Below are 18,015 nucleotides of genomic sequence, written 5' to 3'. Positions count from 1 at the left end.
TGCGGGTTGCAGGGTCCCAGATGCCGGGTGTTAGTTTTTTCGATTCCCGTCGATCAAATAATCCAATTTCCGCTCGGCAAATGCAGCGTTTAGTATTCACCAGCACGATGATTGACGAGCACCTGGCATTCCCGGCTCCTCCTCCCCCACGAGCCGGGCAAGCGTTAGCGAACAAGGAGAATACAGATGTCGAATGAGGCGAAGTGTCCGTTCAACCACTCGGCCGGCGGCGGCACCACCAATCGCGATTGGTGGCCCAAGCAGCTGCGCGTCGATCTGCTGAATCAGCATTCCAATCGTTCCAATCCGCTTGGCGAGAGTTTCGACTATCGCAAGGAATTCAAGCAACTGGACTACAGCGCGCTCAAGGCCGACCTGAAGAAGGTCCTGACCGACTCGCAGGCATGGTGGCCGGCCGACTGGGGCAGCTACGCGGGCCTGTTCATCCGCATGGCCTGGCACAGCGCCGGCACCTACCGCATGGTCGACGGCCGCGGCGGCGCGGGGCGCGGCCAGCAACGTTTCGCACCGCTGAACTCGTGGCCCGACAACGTCAGCCTGGACAAGGCGCGTCGTCTGCTGTGGCCGGTCAAGCAGAAGTACGGCCAGAAAATCTCGTGGGCCGACCTGATCATCCTGGCGGGCAATGTCGCGCTGGAAAATTCGGGTTTCCGCACCTTCGGTTTCGCGGCAGGTCGCGAAGACGTGTGGGAGCCGGACCTGGACGTGAATTGGGGTGACGAGAAGGCCTGGCTGTCGCACCGCAATCCGGAAACGCTCAAGGACAATCCGCTGTCCGCGACCGAAATGGGCCTGATCTACGTGAACCCGGAAGGTCCGAACGCCAGCGGCGATCCGGCTTCCGCGGCGCCGGCGATCCGCGCGACCTTCGGCAACATGGCGATGAACGACGAGGAAATCGTCGCGCTCATCGCCGGCGGCCACACGCTCGGCAAGACGCACGGCGCGGGCTCGGCGGACCACGTCGGTGCCGATCCGGAAGCTGCCTCGCTCGAAACGCAGGGCCTGGGCTGGACCAGCAGCTTCGGCAGCGGCGCGGGCGCCGACGCCATCACCTCCGGCCTCGAGGTGGTCTGGACGCAGACGCCGACGCAGTGGAGCAACTACTTCTTCGAGAACCTGTTCAAGTACGAATGGGTGCAGACGCGCAGCCCGGCGGGTGCCATTCAGTTCGAGGCGAAGGATGCGCCGGACCTGATTCCCGACCCGTTCGATCCGTCCAAGAAGCGCAAGCCGACGATGCTGGTGACCGATCTCACGCTGCGCTACGACCCGGAATTCGAAAAGATCTCGCGTCGTTTCCTGGGTGATCCGCAGGCGTTCAACGAAGCCTTCGCGCGTGCATGGTTCAAGCTGACCCACCGCGACATGGGCCCGAAGGCACGCTACCTCGGCCCGGAAATCCCGAAGGAAGACCTGCTGTGGCAAGACCCGCTGCCGGCTGCCACGCACCAGCCGAGCGCCGCCGATATCGCCGATCTGAAGGAAAAGATCGCCGCGTCGGGGCTGTCGGTCGGTGAGCTGGTTTCGGTCGCATGGGCCTCGGCCTCGACCTTCCGCGGCGGCGACAAGCGCGGCGGCGCCAATGGCGCCCGGCTTGCCCTGGCGCCGCAGAAGGACTGGGCGGTCAACAAGGCCGCCGTCGACGTGCTGCCCAGGCTGCAGGCCATCCAGGCCGCGTCGGGCAAGGCATCGCTGGCCGACGTGATCGTGCTGGCCGGCGTGGTTGGCGTCGAGCAGGCCGCGGCCGCCGCGGGCGTGAAGATCGACGTCCCGTTCGCACCGGGTCGTGTCGATGCGCGCCAGGATCAGACCGATGTCGAATCCGTGTCGGTGCTCGAGCCGGTTGCCGACGGCTTCCGCAACTATCGTCGCGTGGAAGGCGGCCCGTCGACCGAGGCGCTGCTGGTCGACAAGGCGCAGTTGCTGACCTTGACGGCGCCGGAATTGACCGTGCTGGTCGGCGGCCTGCGCGTGTTGGGCGCCAACTTCGACGGCAGCCAGCACGGCGTGTTCACCGATCGCGTCGGCGTGCTGAGCAACGACTTCTTCGCGAACCTGCTGGACATGGGCACCGAGTGGAAGGCTGCCGATGCGAGCGCCGAAGTGTACGAAGGGCGCGACCGCGCGAGCGGCGAGGTGAAGTACACCGGCACCCGCGCGGACCTGGTGTTCGGCTCCAATGCGGTGCTGCGGGCGCTGGCCGAGGTGTACGCGAGCGGCGACGCGAAGCGCAAGTTCGTCGAGGACTTCGTCGCGGCCTGGACCAAGGTGATGAACCTGGATCGTTTCGATCTGGGCTGATCCGGTCTCGCGAGCGTGAAGTGAGCGTATGATCCGCCGGGCCGACTGGCCCGGATCTAAGCCGAGGACGGCCGATCGCAAGATCGGCCGTTTTCTTTTGGTGCCGCCGGGCCGCCATCGATGGAGCCACCAGATGACGAATGCCGAAATCCTGCCGATCGCGACGCCGATCACCGACGCCCTGGTGCAGGGCGCGCTCGAACTCGAGACCACCGCGCGCGGCGTGCTGGTCCATCGCCTGCCGGCCTGGGCGCGCTCGCGCGGGCTCGACGCGCAGTTCGCGATGGTCGAGGCGCAGCCCTCGGGCGTGCGCCTGGTGTTCCGCACGCGTGCCAGCGCGATCGAACTCGATACGCTGCCGACGCGTTATCGCTATGCCGGCGTGCCGGCCCGGCCGCCCGGCGTCTACGACCTGCTGGTGGACGGCGCGCGGGTCGCGCAGGCCAGCGCCGAGGGTGGCGACACCGTGGTGATCTCGCTCGGCACGGGCGCGGCCAGCCACGAACCCGGCGCGGCCGCCACGCTGCGCTTCGCCGGCCTGCCCACGCACGACAAGCGCGTCGAGCTCTGGCTGCCGCACAACGAGGCCACGCTGCTGGTGGCGCTGCGCAGCGACGCCGCCCTCGAACCGGTCGGCGACGACGGCCGGCGCGTCTGGCTGCATCACGGCAGCTCGATCAGCCAGGGCTCGAACGCGGCGAGCCCCTCGACGATCTGGCCGGCGCTGGCCGCCGCGCGGGCCGGCGTCAGCCTGCTCAATCTCGGCTTCGGCGGCAGCGCGCTGCTCGATCCCTTCGTGGCACGCACCATTCGCGACACGCGCGCCGACCTGATCAGCCTGAAACTCGGCATCAACCTCGTCAACGCCGACCTGATGCGCCAGCGCGCGTTCGCGCCGGCCGTGCACGGCTTTCTCGACACGATCCGCGACGGTCATCCCGACACGCCGCTGCTGGTGGTCTCGCCGATCCATTGCGAGATCCACGAGCGCACGCCGGGCCCCGGCGCGTTCGATCTGGAGGCGCTGGCGAGCGGCAAGGTGCTGTTTCGCGCCACCGGCGAGCCGGGCGAGCGCGCGGCCGGCAAGCTCACGCTCGAAGTCATTCGCGAGGCCTTGCAGCGCATCGTGGCGCAGCGCGCGGCCACGGATCCGAACCTGCACTATCTCGATGGCCTCGCGCTGTACGGCGCCGAGGACGAGGCCGAGCTGCCCTTGCCGGATCGCCTGCATCCCGATGGCGAGGCGCATCGGCGCATCGCCGAGCGCTTCGTGGCGCGCGCCTTCGAGGGCGGCAGCGCATTCCGTTGAGCGCGAATCGCCGGCGGCTCGCCGGCGATGACCCGACTCAGAAGTTCACCACGGTGCGCAAGCCCGCCACCACCTCGTTGCCGATCCTGCGCGCCGAGCCGCCGTTCGCGGGCAGGTAATAACCGCCGCTGGGCCGCACGATGTATTGCAGGTCGCCCTGCAGCATCCACCATGGCGCGACCTGGTACTGGTAGGTCGCCTCGAACACCGTCTCGTTGATGCGCTTCGCGCCGGCGATGCCCAGCGTCGCGCCGGCCGCGGCGTCCACGTTCAGCGTGGCGTTGGTGTAGCCGATCGCGAGGCCCGCCGTGTCGTTGTCGCGGCCGTCGAACGGCGCCTTCAACGCGATGCCGGCCTGTGCCGAGAAACTCACCGAATTGCGATCGTCGGGCGCGCCCATCACGCGCGTGAACACGCCGAGCGAGCGCGCCGCGTTGCCGGTCGAGCGCCACACCATCTGGTCCGCCACCGCGTAGGCGCCGTAGTTGCCGCGATGGGTTCGCGCGATGCCGTTCGAGGCCGGCGAGTCGAGCGGCAGGCCGCTGCTGTCCTGGCGCGGATCGTCGAAACGTCCCGAGAGATACCAGAAGCCGAGCCGGTAGGTGCCGGGCAAGCCGCTCGGCCTGGCATCGGGCGCCTCGCCCTGCGCCTGGTTGAGCGCGTATTGCAGCTCGCCGATCCATAGCGCGCCGTCATGCAGGTTGAAGCGCGTGCCGTGTGCATTGCCTTGCTGCGCGTCGTTCTGCGCGCTGCCGCCCGGGTAGCCGTCGAACACGCCGGCTAGCACCGTGATCGCCGGGGTCGGCTTGAGCTTCAGGCGCGCGCCGAGCGAGGAGAGCGGATAGGCGGGGCCGCCGCCGGGCATGTCGACCGAGGGCAGTACCGGCCAGCCGAAGGTGGCATTGGCGAAGCTGCTCGCGTACTGGCTCAGCATGAATTCCTGGTCGAGACTCTGCTGGCCGATGCGCAGGTCGGCCGCGCCGCCCGCGAACTGCTGCCCGTACCAGAGCTCCCAGAGCCGCGTGCCCGCGTTCGCCTCCACGCCGCTGACGGCTTGTTGGGCGCCCAGCGCGCGCGCGCTGAGGTTGCTGCCGTGTATCTGCAGCGCGCTGACATTGAAGGTGCCGCCGGCCAGGCCGAACAGCTTGCCGGTATCGACGCTGAGGGTGCCTTGCGTGAGGCCGTCGTAGGCGCCGATCCGCTGCGTGCCGCCGCTGGCGTTGCGGAAGTATTCGCTGGTCTCCTGCAGCGCCAGCGTGATGCCGAGCGTGTCGAGCGCGGGGCGCAGCCCGCCCATGTCGCCGAACAGGGCGGCGCGTTGCCAGAGCCCGGCAGGCGAGGCGTCGTCGCCGCCCGGCGCGGCGGCGGGCGCCTCCTGCGCATGCGCCGACGCGGCGGCGAGGATCGAGACGGTGGCGGCGAGCATCGCGAACGGCCGAGGCTGGCAGGACGTGGCCGAAGCGAAGGACTTGGATGCGCGCGGCGAACGCGTGGGCTGCTGCTTGAGGGCGAGTGTTTTCATCGGCTTGCAGGGAGTGTGGTTGTCGACGACGAGGGGACGCCGCGCATCGCGGGCATGAATCGGCTGAGGCGCCCGCGAGGCGCGTAACGCGGGATTCAGTTGCGCCGGGGCGCGTCGGCTGCGGTGCCGTCCTGCCTGTCCGCCTGGCGGGAATCCTGCACCGGTTCCGATACGGCTTGATGACGGCGCGGCGCCGGGCCCGGGGCCGGGGCGGCATAGGCTCGCGGATCGGCGGCGGGCGGCAGGTAACCGCCGAGCACGTCGTCGCGGTTGGTAAAGTAGGAATGCGAAACGAAAAGGAATTGCTGCACGTACATGATGCACCTCCGCTTCGCCCGCGTCGGGCGAAAGCGATCCATGGCCGAGGCGGGCGGGCCGCATCGGGTGTTCGAGGCAGGGGAGCGTGCTGGGGCGGCCGTGATCGGGCCGGGGAGGCGCGCTGCACCGTCAATACGGGCAGCGGCTACGGGAAAGGCAGGCGCTAGCGCGTATTGGTCCTGGGGTCGCCGGGCAGGGCCGGCGAACGACTGTCGCTACTAGGCTGGGGTTCCATGATGAATCGGCTTGGGTTCGAGACAGGGCGGATTCTATGCCGCGTCTGTCACGCGGCGCAACAAAAAAATGCTTCGCAGTGCAGGGGATATTCGAATCGTCGGCGGCGCGCCGCGCGGCGGCGGCTTCATGCCTCGAAGGCGGCACGAAGCGCGTAAGAAGGGCGTAATAAAAATCCTGCGAAAGACGGTTGACGCCTCGAATCCGACCGCGCAGAATTCGCCCGTTTTCCGACTGAAGGTCATCCATCTTGGACAGTAGCAGTAGTCGATCTCCGATCTCTCTTTCCGCCTGACCGGCGGGACTCCACGCGCTGATTCCCATCTCGCCGCCGTCCCGCCAGCAGGCAGGACGGTGCGCGCCGAAGTTCCCCTTGCTTCCCGTGCACCCTCATTGGTGCGGCCTCGAGCCGTTGCCGACGCACGTCCGTTGCCGGATGCCTGCGTTCGCGACGTCCCGGGCCGTATGGATCAACACGCCCGTATCGATGCCGGTACGAAGGGAGGGTTCGATATCGCGCGCCGCTTCATGCCGATATCCCGCAGCACAGTGATCCACGACGAGCCGCGCCGATCCCCGTGATCCGGCGCCGGCCGGCGCGTGCCAGCGCCGGCCCATCCGACGACCGAAACGGCAGCCCGCCGCGGCCTGCCGCCTTGCGTATCCGCATCCGTCATCGCGTGCGGGGCATGCCGTTTTCGTCGTCCATCGATCCATCGTTTTCGCGACCTCCCGAGGCGGCATGCATTCCCGGCATGCCGCCCGCGTCGTCGCGTCCTTTCGACGAGACACCACATGTCCACTTCCTCGCAATTCCCGCCGACGCAGGCCAACCACGCGGTCCTCGACGAGGCCCATCTGGGCGACATCCGCGGCGCGCTCGGCACCATCGAGCGGCACGACACCGCGCCGCGCAAGGGCTGGCTCGCGCGCTGGCGCACCCTGCTGGCGATCCTCGGCCCCGGCCTGATCGTGATGGTCGGCGACAACGATGCCGGCGCGTTCGGCACCTACACGCAGGCCGGCCAGAACTACGGCACCACCCTGCTCTGGACGCTGATGCTGCTGATCCCCGTGCTCTACGTGAACCAGGAGATGGTGGCGCGGCTGGGCGCGGTGACCGGCGTGGGCCATGCACGCCTGATCTTCGCGCGCTTCGGCCGCTTCTGGGGAGCGTTCAGCGCGATCGACCTGTTCGTGCTCAACGCGCTGACCATCGTCACCGAGTTCATCGGCGTCACCTTCGCGCTGCATTATTTCGGCCTGCCGAAGGTGCCGGGCGTGGTCGGCGCGGCGCTGATCACCATCGCGGCGGTCTGCACCGGCAGCTTCCGGCGCTTCGAGCGTTTCGCGCTGGTGCTGGTGGCCGGCAGCCTGCTGCTGGTGCCGGTGCTGCACGCGGTGCACCCGCCCGCCTCGCAGATGCTGCATGACTTCCTGGTGCCGGGCTGGCCCGCGCATTCGAAGCTGGCCGACGTGATGCTGCTGGTGATCGGCATCGTCGGCACCACGGTGGCGCCCTGGCAGTTGTTCTTCCAGCAGAGCTACGTGGTCGACAAGCGCATCACGCCGGCCTTCAGCCGCTACGAGAAGCTCGATCTCTGGCTCGGCATCGGCCTGGTGATGATCGGCGCGGTGGCGATGATCAGCTTCTGCGCGGCGATGTACGCCGGCAAGCCCGAGTTCGGCAACTTCACCGATGCCGGCGCCGTGCTCGCCGCGCTCGACAAGTACGTGGGCAGCTACCCGGCCACGGTGTTCGCGATCGCGCTGCTCGATGCCTGCGTGATCGGCGCGGCGGCCGTCTCGCTGGCCACCGCCTACGCGGTCGGCGACGTGTTCGGCGTGCGTCACTCGCTGCATCGCCCGGTGCACCAGGCGAAGTGGTTCTATGTCGCCTATGCCGGCCTGATCGCGCTGGCCGCCACCGTCACCCTGGTGTCGAGCGACGCCTTCCTCGGCTTCCTGACCAATGCCGTGCAGGCGCTGGCCGGCGTGCTGCTGCCCAGCGCGACGGTGTTCCTGCTGCTGCTCTGCAACGATCGCTCGGTGCTCGGCCCCTGGTGCAACGGCAAGTGGCTGAACCTGTTCACCGGCGCGGTCGTGTGGGTGCTGGTGATGCTGTCGATCGTGCTGACCGCCGCCACCGTGTTCCCCGACATCAGCGGCGAGACCATCGTCGACATCCTCGCGGGCGGCAGCGCGCTCGGCGTGGTCGGCTTCGTCTGCACGCTGTTCTATCGCAACAGCCGCTTCCCGCTGCGCGCGATCGGCGCGCCGCGCTGGAGCGACGAGGAGAAGCGCGTCTGGCGGATGGCGCCGATCGAGCAACTGCCCGCGCCCTCGATGCCGATGGAGAGCAAGCTGTGGATGGCGGTGCTGCGCGGCTACCTGGTGGTGGCGGTGGCGATGATCGGCTACGAGATCGTGCGCTCGGCGCTGAACTGATCGCGTGCCGATGCGAGGCGGCCGGCGCGACCCTGGCGGGCGCGCCGGCCGTTTCCTGTTTCAGCGGCGTGGATCGATCAGGCGCGCACGGCGCGGCGGCTCGCCAGCAGCGCGTCGAGCAGCACGCGCACGCGCAGCGGCACGTGGCGCTGGCTGGGATAGACCAGCGAGATCGGCAGCGGCGGCGCGCGATGGCGCTTGAGCACCTCGACCAGCTCGCCGTTCTCGAGCGCCCGGGTGGCCAGGTAGCGCGGCGTCTGCACCAGCCCGAGCCCGGCGACGGCCGCCTCGATCAGGGCCTCGCCGTCGCCGAGATACATGCGGCTGTCGGGCGTGAGCGAACGCTCGCGGCGGCCGCTGCGGAAGTGCCAGGCGCGCTCGCGGCCGGTCGAAGGCACGCGAAACAGCAGGCAGGTGTGCTCGCCGAGCTCGTCGGGCGAGGCCGGTTCGCCGTGCTGTTCGAGATAGGCCGGGCTCGCGTAGGTGCAGAAGTATTGCGCGTCGAACTGCCGGCCCACCAGGCTCGAATCGGCCAGCGGGCCGATCCGGATCGCGGCGTCGAGCCCGTCCTTGACGACGTCCACCGTGCGATCGGAAAAGCGCGCGTCGATCGTCAACGCAGGATGCCGCGCGTTCAGTTGCCTGAGCACCGGCATCACCACCTGCTTGCCGTAGCTGAGCGGCATGTCGATGCGCAGCGTGCCGCGCACTTCGCCGCGCGCCTCGATGGCGGCGGTCTCCAGCGACTCGACTTCTTCCAGGATCAGCCGGCAGCGCGCGTGGATTTCCTCGCCTTCCTTGGAGAGCGTGACCTGCCGCGTGGTGCGATGGAACAGGCGCACGCCGAGCCTCGCCTCGAGCCGCGCGATGTTCTTGGCGATGGTCGACGGCGAGAGCCCCAGCTCGCGCGCGGCGGCCGCGAAACTGGCGTGACGGGCCGCGGCGGCGAACGAGGCGAGCAGGTCGAGACCGATCATGGGCGCTCCGGCGATTGAGGACAGGCAGTCATGAATATTGTGGCCGCGCGGGGCATGCGCGGCCCGATTTGCCGCGACTATACTGCAGCCCATCGAATCCGGCGAACCCGGCGGAGCGCGGCCGAGGCGAGATGGCGAAGGCGTTCGCGAGACAGGGCGATCATGCCGCCGGAAGCCCCTCGTTCGCGCCGCTGCTGCATGCTCCGCCCGCTTGCCGATCCTTCCCATCCGCCGAGACAGGAGCCGATCATGAGCACCAGGCACGACCAACACTACGCATCGCAGTACCGGAAGTTCGAGGACGAACGCACGCGCCCGGTACGCGACCTGCTGTTCGCGGTGCCCGACATCGCGGTGCGCGAGGCGGTCGACATCGGCTGCGGCCCCGGCAACTCCACCGAGATGCTGGCCGCGCGTTTTCCGCAAGCGCGGGTGAGCGGCCTCGACAGCTCGGCCGACATGCTGGCCTCGGCACGCCAGCGCCTGCCCCGGCTGAACTTCGAGCAGGTCGACATTTCCGCCTGGGACGCGCCCGGGCCGTTCGACCTGATCCTCGCCAACGCGGTGCTGCAGTGGGTGCCCGACCACCCGGTGCTGTTCCCGAAGCTGCTCGGCCAGCTCGCCGAGGGCGGCGTGCTGGCGGTGCAGATGCCCGACAACCTCGACGAGCCCGCGCATCGCATCATGCGCGAGGTGGCCGCCGACGGCCCCTGGGCCGCGAAGCTCGGCGGCGCCGAACGCACCATGCGCTTCGGCGCGGATTGGTACTTCTCGCTGCTCCGGCCGCTGGCCGCGCGTGTCGACGTCTGGCGCACCGTCTATCACCACCAGCTCGAGGGCGGCGCCGACGCGGTGGTCGAGTGGTTCAAGGGCAGCGCGCTGCGGCCCTTCCTGGCGCGGCTCGACGAGCAGGAACAGGCCGCCTTCCTGGTTCGCTATCGCGAGGCGATCGCGGATGCCTATCGCATCCACGAGGACGGCACCGTGCTGCTGCCGTTCCCGCGCCTGTTCATCGTCGCGACGCGCTGAAACGACCCGGCCCCCGAGCGCGGCCGCCCGCGCTCGGGCTCACATCGGGATTTCCGAGGTCAGCTTGATCTTCTGCGTCGGGATCTCGGTCTTGACGCTCTGCACGCCGGGGATTCGCGTCAGGTGCTCGGCCTGGAAGCGCCGGTATTCCTCCAGGTCGGCCACCACCACGCGCAGCAGGAAATCGCAGTCGCCCGCCATCAGGTGGCACTCCACCACGTCGGGCAGCAGGCGCACCGCGTCGGCGAAACGGTCGACCGTCTCCGAATCCTGCGCCTTGAGCCAGACGCGCACGAACACGCTGAGCGCCTTGCCGACCTTCGAGGCATCCACCACCGCCACGTACTTCTCGATCACGCCGGCTTCCTCCAGCAGGCGCACGCGCCGCAGGCAGGGCGAGGGCGACAGCCCGACCTCGTCGGCCAGGCGGATGTTCTGCATGCGCCCGTCGCGCTGCAGCGCCTGCAGGATGCGCCGATCGATGGCATCGAGCTTGAATTGGCCTTTCATTCCAATATCTCCGTATTCATTGGCATCCAGTGCCAAATTATTGGGTTTGTCTGGCAACTACGCAACCCGATTTCATGGCGTTTGGCGGAGAATGCTACCCCGCAAGGAGGTAGTGATGAGTCGTTTGCTTACGTCGGATGCTGTATTGAAGGGGCCGGTGGCCGCGTCGGAATTTGCCCGCGGGATGCGGGCCGCGGTGCCGGTGATGATGGGTTTCATTCCGTTCGCGCTGGTGCTCGGCGCGCAGGCGGCGCAGAAGGGCCTGAGCGTGCTCGAGGTGCCGCTGATGGCGGGCATGAATTTCGGTGGCGGTTCCGAGTTCGCGGCCGTGCGGCTGTGGACCTCGCCGCCGCATATCGCGCTGATCGTCGCGATGTCGTTCCTGGTCAACGCGCGCCATATCCTGATGGGCGCGGCGCTGGCGCCGCTGCTGCGCCACGTGCCGCTGCCGCGCGCGCTCGCCGCGCTGTTCCTGATGTGCGACGAAAGCTGGGCGATGGCGCTGGCCGATGCCGGCGCGCGCCGCTCGGATCGCGTCAGCATGCGCTATTACGCGGGCGTCGCGCTGTGCCTGTGGGGTACCTGGGTGTCGTTCACGGCGCTGGGCGCCGGCCTCGGCCCGGTGCTCGGCGATGTCGAGCGCTACGGCTTCGACATGGCCTTCACGGCCGTCTTCCTGGTGCTGCTGCGCGGCATGTGGAAGGGCGTGCGCGCCTGCCATCCCTGGCTGGTCAGCCTGGTGGTGGCGGCGGTGGTCTACCGGCTGGCGCCGGGCGCGGCCTGGTACGTGCCGGCCGGCGCCTGCGCGGGCCTGGTGGCCGCCTCGATCGCGGCCTGGCGCATGGAGGCGCGCGATGCTTGACTGGCCCACCCTGCTCACCATCGTGCTGATGGCGGCCTCCACCTATCTGACGCGCATCCTCGGCTACGTGGCGCTGCGCGATCGCACGCCGGGGCCGCGCCTGCGCGCCGTGATGGAGAACGTGCCCGGCTGCGTGCTGATCTCGGTGATCGCGCCCGCCTTCGTGGCGCGCGACCCGGCCGACCTGCTGGCGCTGGCCATCACCTTGCTCGCCTCGATGCGCTTGTCCCTGCTGCCGACGGTGCTGGTCGGCATCGCCAGCGCCGGTTTGCTGCGGCACCTGATGGGCTGACGGCGCTTGCGCGGCGCGTTCGGGCCGCACCGGCCGCGCGCCGCGGGTGACCGCCCCGGCATCCACGCGCCAGGTTCATGACAGCGATCGGGTGTACGCTCGCCCGGCTGACGCCCGGGCCGCGTATCCCGCGCGGCCCGCTTCGACCCAGGAGCGAGAACATGCCGTTTATTGCAGGATTGAATCGCCGCATCCGTCTGCTTGCCCTCGGCGCCGCCGCCATGGCCGCGCTGCTTCCCGCCGTCGGCCATGCCCAGCCCTCGGGCACGCCGCCCGTCGGCACCCAGGTCGCCACGCCCGACAACGCGGTCCTGCTGACCATCTTCCTCAAGCACGACCAGTCGCGCCCGCTCAGCGAGCTGAACGCGCAACTGGCGAAGCAGGGTTTCTACAAGGCGTTTCCGCCGCCGGGCGTGGAGGTCGTGAGCTGGTACGTGGCGATGGGGATCGGGCAGGTGATCACGCTGCGCCTGCCGGCCTCGCGCGTGCGCGAGGTGAACCGCGTGCTCGAGGACACCGCCTGGGGCGCGTATCGCACCGAGTTCTACCCGACCTACGACTACAAGGCGATCGGGCTGGCCGAGCACGACAAGGGGAAGTGAGGACGGGGAAGGCCGGCGCGTCGCGATTGCCGGCCTTCGCGAACCGGCTTCAGCTCGATCCCGGCCAGCCGTCGAGCACATGCGCGGCCAGTGCCTCGAGCGTCTTGCGCGATGCGCCGGCCTTGGCCTGCACCGCCATCCCTTGCGTGACGGCGGCCACGTATGCGGCCAGCGTCGCGCAATCGGCCGACGCGGGCAGGTCGCCCTCGCGCTGGGCACGCTCCAGGCGCTTGCGCAATGCCGCTTGCGAGGCGTTGCGGCGCCGGTTCAGTTCGTGCTGGATCGATGCGGCGTCGTCGGAGCAGGCCAGCGCACCATTGAGCCCGAGGCAGCCGGCATGGGCATGGCTCATGGTATGCAGCCGGGCGCAGCCGTGCAGGATCCGCTCGACCACCTCGCGCGAGCTGGCCGCGTCGAGCGCCGCGCTCATGAAACCCAGGTAGCGCGTCTCATAGAGATCGAGCGCCTTGAGGAACAGCGCCTCCTTGTTGCCGAAGGCCGCATAGAGCCCGGGGCGCGCGACGCCCGTGGCCTGCGTGAGATCGTCGAACGAGGCACCCTCGTAACCCTTCTGCCAGAACACCAGCAAGGCGGCTTCCAGCGCCTCGTCCTCGTCGAATTCCCTGCGGCGTCCCATCGCCTGCTTCCCTGTTTCGATTTTCAAGAACGATCAGTATAAAACGCTTGACGCTCGTCTCGCAAATAAAGTACCGTCCGTTATCGTAATGATCGGTATTTTATTTGCGAATGAACGCCTCGTGCCGGCGCAGGCCGTTCGATCGCGCTTCAGGGAGAGCAGGCATGAGAATCGGCATCATCGGCGCCGCGACGGTCGGCGCGACACTGGCTGCGCGTTTCGCGGCCGCGGGACATGAGTTGCGGGTCGCGAACCGCCGGGGCCGCGAAGCGGCCATCGCGAGCCTGGCCAAGGCGGGTGCACCGCCAGCGGCGGCGGATCTCGGCGACGCGCTGGACAGCGAGGTGGTGGTGCTGGCCTTGCCATGGACCGGCGTGCGCGACCTGCTCGCGGCCGGAATCGATTGGCGGGGACGTGTCCTGGTCGACGCGACCAACATCTTTCTCAGTTATGCGCCCGATTTTCGTATCGACGATCTCCACGGCGATTCCGGCAGCGAGCTGATCGCGCGGCTCGCGCCTTCGGCGCGCGTCGTGAAGGCCTTCAACACGCTGCCGTTCGCCAAGCTCTATGCGCCGGTGCCGGCGGGCTACCGGCGCGTGCAGTTCGTGGCCGGCGACGATGACCACGCCCTGGACGTGGCCGCCTCCCTGGTGTCCGATGCGGGGCTGCACCCGATCGTGCTCGGCCCGCTCGCGACCGCCGGCCGCCAGATGGAGCTCGGCGGCCTGTTCAGCGGCGTCGATCTGCTGGCGCCGCTGCCCGCGGCGGACGCGGCTTGAGCAGCGGGGGCAGCCATCATGACTGACACCATCAAGGCCGTGCCCTCGCTGGCCGGCAAGATCGCGCTCGTGACCGGCGGCGCGCGCGGCCTCGGCCTCGAAGTCTGCCAGCGCCTGGCCGAACTCGGCGCCCACGCGATCGTCGGCGCGCGCGATGCGGCCCAGGGCGAAGCCGTCGCCGCGACGCTGCGCGAGCGTGGCCTCGCGGCCTCCTCGCTGCGGCTCGACATCACGCGCGAGGCGGACCGCCTGGCCGCGCGCGAGGCGATCGAGCGTGCCCATGGCCGGCTCGACATCCTGATCAACAACGCCGCCGTGCTGCTCGACAGCCCCGACGGCGGCACGCCGGCCACGCGGCCGCCGAGCCAGGCCCTGCCCGACGTGCTGCGCGACAGCTTCGAGGCGAATTTCTTCGCGCCGGTATTCCTCACCCAGACGCTGCTTCCGTTACTGAGAAGCGCCGATGCCGGCCGCGTGGTGAACGTGTCGAGCATTCGCGGATCGCTCGCGCACCTGTCCGACCCATCATCGCCGGTGTACCCGATCCGCGCGCTCGGCTACGACAGTTCGAAGGCTGCGCTCAATGCCTTCACGATCCTGATCGCCGGGGAACTGCGCGACACGCGGATCAAGGTCAACGCCGTCCATCCCGGCTGGCTGCGCACCGGGATGGGCGGCGAGCGCGCGAACCTGAGCGTCGAGGACGGCGCGATCACGGTGATCCGCTACGCGAGCCTCGACGAGGATGGCCCGAGCGGCGGCTTTTTCTTCCTCGACGAACGCCTGCCCTGGTGAGCGTCGAGTCACCCATTCACTGCGTATCGACCGGCGCCCATCGTGGGGATGGGCCGCGGCCGGCGCATTTCGACCAGGAAATAGACATGGACAAGACATTGCAAGGCAAGGTAGCGCTCGTCACGGGCGGCTCGCGCGGGCTCGGCGCGGCCACGGCGGCGGCGCTGGCCGCGCGCGGCGCCGACGTGGCGATCAGCTACGTGGCATCGAAGGAGAAGGCCGAGGCGGTGGTGGCGCGGCTGCGCGAGACCGGCGTGCGCGCCGTCGCGATCCGCGCCGACCAGGGCGACACCGGCTCGGCCGAACCGCTGGTTCGCGAGGTGCTCGCCGCGCTGGGCCGGCTCGACATCGTCGTCAACAACGCGGCGATCGCCGTGATGGGCAGGACGCTCGACGATCCCGCCATCGACAACGCCGCGATGGACCGCCAATGGGCCGTCAACACGGCCGGCGTGATCGCCGTGATCCGCGCGGCCGCGCGGGTGCTGCCCGAAGGCGGGCGGATCATCTCGGTGGGTTCCGGGGTGGGCACGCGCGTGCTGTTCGCCGGCGCCACCGACTATGCCGCCACCAAGGCCGCGATCGTCGGTTATACGCGTGGCGCGGCCCGCGATCTGGGCGCGCGCGGGATCACCGTCAACGTGGTGCAGGCCGGCATCATGGATACCGACATGGCGGCCGGCGCGCGCGATGCGCTGCCGAGCGCCGTGCTCGATTCGCATGCGATCCGGCGCATCGCGGAACTCGACGAGGTGGCCGCCGCGATCGTGTTCCTGGCCGGCCCGGATGCGGGATACATCACCGGCTCGGTGATCGACGTGAATGGCGGTTATACCGCCTGAGACAGCCCGGGGCGGATCCGCCCGGCGCCGAAAACGAACAGGCCGCTGCCATCGGAACGGCAGCGGCCTGTGCTTTATCCGTCGCGTGCCGGAGGTGCTTCAGGCGCCGCGCTTGCGCCTCGCGGCCGACTTACGTTCCGGCTTGACCTGCACCAGGTACTGGCAGATCAGCCGATCCTCGCGCAGGCAGCATTCCGTCACCGGGTTGCCGGTCGCCTCCGAGAAGAAGGCGGCCAGCGCCTTGCAGACGCAGGGCTCACTGCGCGTCGCGCCGCCCAGCGGGCAACTGTAGTTGCGCACCATCACGCCGTCCTCGACCGGCACCGCCTCGGTGCTGGCGCCGAGCGAATCGGCCGCGCCCATCGCGCGCGCCAGGTCGGCCGCGAAATCGGCGCCCGGCGCGAGGCCGCCCTCGCGCGCCAGCCGCCGGCCGGTTTCTTCCATCAGGCTTTCCAGCTCCTTGCCCGACAGGCGCTCGCCCAGCACGCCGAGCAGCCCCAGCAGGAACACGCGATAGGCGCTCGAGGCGCTGTCCTCGCTGCCCGGCGCGGCCTCGAACAGCGCGGCCGGCTTGCCGGGCAGGCCGGTCTGCAGCACCTTGCGGCGCCGTACGCGACCTTCCGCTTCCAGCTGCTTCAACTGCACGTTGATGGCATTGCGCGTGAGCCCGAGGCGCTCGCAAAGCTGCACCACCGTCAGCGGTTCGCGCTGGAGGGCACTGAGGATGTCGTTCTTGGTCGTCACGCTGGCGTCCTGAATCTCAAGCGGCGAATTATAGAACGGGTGCTCCGGCCGTGCTCCGATAATAATGACAATTGTAGTTGTTGTTATTGGTATTAGACGGTAAGCTGGCGCCGCTGCTCATCTCGTCGAGCGGCACCGGCTTCACCCCTCACCCATCGAACGGTCCCCAAGGAGCTCCCGTCATGAAACGCCCGAATTCCCTGCTGCGCGCGGCCTGCCTCGCCGCCACCCTGTCCTGGCTGGCCGGCACCGCCGCCGCGCAGGTGCCGGCCTCGTCCGCCGAGCCTCGCGAAGGTTCGACGCCCACCCAGCTGGTCGACGCGCTGAACGGCGTGTTCGGCAAGCATGCCGGCGCGCGCGCCGTGCATGCCAAGGGCATCGTGTTGGAGGGGACCTTCACGCCGGCGCCCGGCGCGCATGCGATCAGCAAGGCGCCGCACCTGCAGAAGGCAAGCGTGCCGGTGGTGGTGCGTTTTTCGAATTTCGCCGGGATTCCCGATATTCCCGACAATCATGCGCTGGCGTCGCCGCGCGGTTTCGCGATCAAGTTCCTGCTGCCCGACGGCAGCGCGAGTGACATCGTCGCGCATTCCTTCAACGGCTTTCCTTCGCGGACCGCCGACGACTTCCGCGACTTGCTGATCGCGCTCGGCAAGAGCGGCCCCGATGCGCCGAAGCCGACGCAGCTCGATGCCTACCTGGCCGATCACCCGGTGGCGAAGGCCTTCCTCACCGCGCCGAAGCCGGCGCCGGTCAGCTACGCGAGCCTGCCTTATTACGGCGTGAACACCTTCAAGTTCACCAATGCGGCGGGCAAGATCACCTACGGGCGTTACCAGTTCGTGCCGGTGGCGGGCGCGCATTACCTGGACGACGCGCAGACCGCGAAGGCCGCGCCGGATTACCTGCAGAAGGAGATCGCCGAGCGCGTGAAGCAGGGGCCGCTGCGCTTCCGGCTGATGCTGCAGCTCGCGCAGGCCGGCGACAAGCTCGACGATCCGTCGATCGCCTGGCCCGATACGCGACGCCGCGTCGAGCTCGGCACCATCACCATCGACAAGCTCGACGAGGACAACGTGGCCGCGCAGAAGCGCCTGCTGTTCCTGCCGGCGGCCTTGCCGGCCGGCATCGAGCCGGCCGACCCGATGATCACGGCGCGTTCCGCCGCGTACCCGGTGTCGTTCGCGTGGCGCCAGAAGTAAGGCGCCGCGCTCGGCGGCCGGGCTTCAGCCCGGCAGCGGCGGCGTGACGAGCAGCGGCTCGATCGCGCGAATCTCGCTTTCGGCGGCCGGCTGCCCGGCGCTCAGATGCGCGATCAGGTCGAGCGTGGTGGAGGCGCGCGTCAGCATCAGGCAGCTCGCCTCGCGATCGCGCACGCGCGTGGCGTGCCAGGTGCCGGGCGCCATGCAGACGCCTTCGCCGATCGGGATCTCGAAGGCGCGCAGGGTGGCCGGATCGGGCGCGCCGCTCGCGTCGGAGCGCGCCACCACGTGCACCACGGGGGCGGTGAGCGGCACGATCGCCTGCTGCGTCACGCGATGCAGTTCCAGCGAGGCGATCCGCATCTCGCGGTTGCGATAGCTCACCCACAGGATCTCGGGCTGGCCGCCGGCGCCGGCATCGAACAGATGCTCGCGCCAGAAATCGGAAGCCGGGCTCAGGAAGGCCGGCGCGTCGCCGTTCGCGCGCACCGGCTTGCCGAGTTTCCAGCCATAGGGTTCGAAGCGGGCGGCGTCGAGCGTTTCGACGTGGATCGGGCGCGGCTGGGCGGCGGAGCTGGGCATGGA

At 69.2% G+C, this 18,015-nt stretch carries 18 protein-coding genes; 11 read left to right on the top strand and 7 right to left on the bottom strand.

The genetic code is table 11. The features are described from left to right. The first annotated feature begins 186 nt into the window (after positions 1–186). Both katG and F3J10_RS09830 read left to right on the top strand, forming a co-directional pair. Entirely contained in the window at positions 187–2,325 is a 2,139-nt protein-coding gene (katG, locus tag F3J10_RS09835; RefSeq protein WP_167241966.1) for a catalase/peroxidase HPI, read from the top strand. A gap of 133 nt (positions 2,326–2,458) precedes the next feature. Further along, entirely contained in the window at positions 2,459–3,634 is a 1,176-nt protein-coding gene (locus tag F3J10_RS09830) for a GDSL-type esterase/lipase family protein (RefSeq protein ID WP_167241965.1), read from the top strand. Positions 3,635–3,671: 37 nt separating this feature from the next. Here F3J10_RS09830 and F3J10_RS09825 read toward each other — a convergent pair whose 3' ends face one another. Beyond that, positions 3,672–5,156: a carbohydrate porin gene (locus tag F3J10_RS09825; RefSeq protein ID WP_167241964.1), complete on the bottom strand. Its 1,485-nt coding sequence runs from the start codon at positions 5,154–5,156 to the stop codon at positions 3,672–3,674. A 95-nt stretch (positions 5,157–5,251) separates the two neighbouring features. Next, positions 5,252–5,473, bottom strand: a complete 222-nt coding sequence (locus tag F3J10_RS09820; RefSeq protein ID WP_167241963.1) for a hypothetical protein — start codon at positions 5,471–5,473, stop codon at positions 5,252–5,254. Positions 5,474–6,503: 1,030 nt separating this feature from the next. On the opposite strand from F3J10_RS09820, the gene F3J10_RS09815 reads away from it, so the two are divergent. Then, on the top strand, positions 6,504–8,156 hold the full coding sequence (locus F3J10_RS09815) for an NRAMP family divalent metal transporter (RefSeq protein ID WP_167241962.1): 1,653 nt from the start codon (positions 6,504–6,506) through the stop codon (positions 8,154–8,156). 77 nt (positions 8,157–8,233) lie between these two features. Here the strand turns inward: F3J10_RS09815 and F3J10_RS09810 are convergent, their stop codons facing one another. Then, positions 8,234–9,133 carry a LysR family transcriptional regulator gene (locus tag F3J10_RS09810; protein WP_025099341.1) on the bottom strand — a complete coding sequence of 300 codons (900 nt, stop codon included), beginning with the start codon at positions 9,131–9,133 and terminating at the stop codon, positions 8,234–8,236. 249 nt (positions 9,134–9,382) lie between these two features. Here F3J10_RS09810 and tam point away from each other — a divergent pair, with 249 nt between their 5' ends. Then, positions 9,383–10,162 carry a trans-aconitate 2-methyltransferase gene (tam, locus tag F3J10_RS09805; RefSeq protein ID WP_167241961.1) on the top strand — a complete coding sequence of 260 codons (780 nt, stop codon included), beginning with the start codon at positions 9,383–9,385 and terminating at the stop codon, positions 10,160–10,162. Positions 10,163–10,201: 39 nt separating this feature from the next. On the opposite strand, the gene F3J10_RS09800 is transcribed toward tam, so the two are convergent. Then, complete coding sequence (locus F3J10_RS09800) at positions 10,202–10,672, bottom strand: Lrp/AsnC family transcriptional regulator (RefSeq protein WP_025099339.1); 471 nt, start codon at positions 10,670–10,672, stop codon at positions 10,202–10,204. A gap of 115 nt (positions 10,673–10,787) precedes the next feature. Here F3J10_RS09800 and F3J10_RS09795 point away from each other — a divergent pair, with 115 nt between their 5' ends. From F3J10_RS09795 to F3J10_RS09785, 3 genes are all read left to right on the top strand, one after another. Beyond that, positions 10,788–11,534 carry an AzlC family ABC transporter permease gene (locus tag F3J10_RS09795; protein ID WP_167241960.1) on the top strand — a complete coding sequence of 249 codons (747 nt, stop codon included), beginning with the start codon at positions 10,788–10,790 and terminating at the stop codon, positions 11,532–11,534. Further along, positions 11,527–11,826, top strand: coding sequence for an AzlD family protein (locus F3J10_RS09790; RefSeq protein ID WP_025099337.1), 300 nt, complete (start codon positions 11,527–11,529; stop codon positions 11,824–11,826). The genes F3J10_RS09795 and F3J10_RS09790 overlap by 8 nt, the downstream gene beginning before the upstream one ends. 161 nt (positions 11,827–11,987) lie before the next feature. After that, entirely contained in the window at positions 11,988–12,428 is a 441-nt protein-coding gene (locus F3J10_RS09785) for a hypothetical protein (RefSeq protein ID WP_167241959.1), read from the top strand. Positions 12,429–12,477: 49 nt separating this feature from the next. On the opposite strand, the gene F3J10_RS09780 is transcribed toward F3J10_RS09785, so the two are convergent. Further along, complete coding sequence (locus F3J10_RS09780; RefSeq protein WP_025099336.1) at positions 12,478–13,065, bottom strand: TetR/AcrR family transcriptional regulator; 588 nt, start codon at positions 13,063–13,065, stop codon at positions 12,478–12,480. A 164-nt stretch (positions 13,066–13,229) separates the two neighbouring features. Here F3J10_RS09780 and F3J10_RS09775 point away from each other — a divergent pair, with 164 nt between their 5' ends. The 3 genes from F3J10_RS09775 to F3J10_RS09765 all read left to right on the top strand — a co-directional run bounded on the left by F3J10_RS09775 (position 13,230) and on the right by F3J10_RS09765 (position 15,484). Then, positions 13,230–13,847 (top strand): NAD(P)-binding domain-containing protein, encoded by a 618-nt coding sequence (locus F3J10_RS09775; protein ID WP_025099335.1) that lies wholly within the window; start codon positions 13,230–13,232, stop codon positions 13,845–13,847. Between the two features lie 18 nt (positions 13,848–13,865). Further along, entirely contained in the window at positions 13,866–14,642 is a 777-nt protein-coding gene (locus tag F3J10_RS09770; RefSeq protein WP_025099334.1) for an SDR family oxidoreductase, read from the top strand. A gap of 86 nt (positions 14,643–14,728) precedes the next feature. Then, the gene (locus tag F3J10_RS09765; RefSeq protein WP_166912695.1) at positions 14,729–15,484 is read left to right on the top strand and encodes an SDR family oxidoreductase; all 756 of its coding nucleotides are present in this window, start codon (positions 14,729–14,731) and stop codon (positions 15,482–15,484) included. Between the two features lie 99 nt (positions 15,485–15,583). Here F3J10_RS09765 and F3J10_RS09760 read toward each other — a convergent pair whose 3' ends face one another. Further along, positions 15,584–16,228 (bottom strand): MarR family transcriptional regulator, encoded by a 645-nt coding sequence (locus F3J10_RS09760; protein ID WP_167241958.1) that lies wholly within the window; start codon positions 16,226–16,228, stop codon positions 15,584–15,586. A 182-nt stretch (positions 16,229–16,410) separates the two neighbouring features. Here F3J10_RS09760 and F3J10_RS09755 point away from each other — a divergent pair, with 182 nt between their 5' ends. Further along, positions 16,411–17,430 carry a catalase family peroxidase gene (locus tag F3J10_RS09755; protein ID WP_167241957.1) on the top strand — a complete coding sequence of 340 codons (1,020 nt, stop codon included), beginning with the start codon at positions 16,411–16,413 and terminating at the stop codon, positions 17,428–17,430. A 24-nt stretch (positions 17,431–17,454) separates the two neighbouring features. Here F3J10_RS09755 and F3J10_RS09750 read toward each other — a convergent pair whose 3' ends face one another. Continuing rightward, positions 17,455–18,012 carry an ureidoglycolate lyase gene (locus F3J10_RS09750; RefSeq protein ID WP_167241956.1) on the bottom strand — a complete coding sequence of 186 codons (558 nt, stop codon included), beginning with the start codon at positions 18,010–18,012 and terminating at the stop codon, positions 17,455–17,457. Positions 18,013–18,015 lie beyond the last annotated feature (3 nt).

It is taken from the genome of Burkholderia sp. Cy-637 (genome assembly GCF_011753175.1).
Taxonomy (GTDB): domain Bacteria; phylum Pseudomonadota; class Gammaproteobacteria; order Burkholderiales; family Burkholderiaceae; genus Burkholderia; species Burkholderia gladioli.
Note: the sequence above shows the minus strand (reverse complement) of the source record. Positions and strands in the feature narration are given on the sequence as shown.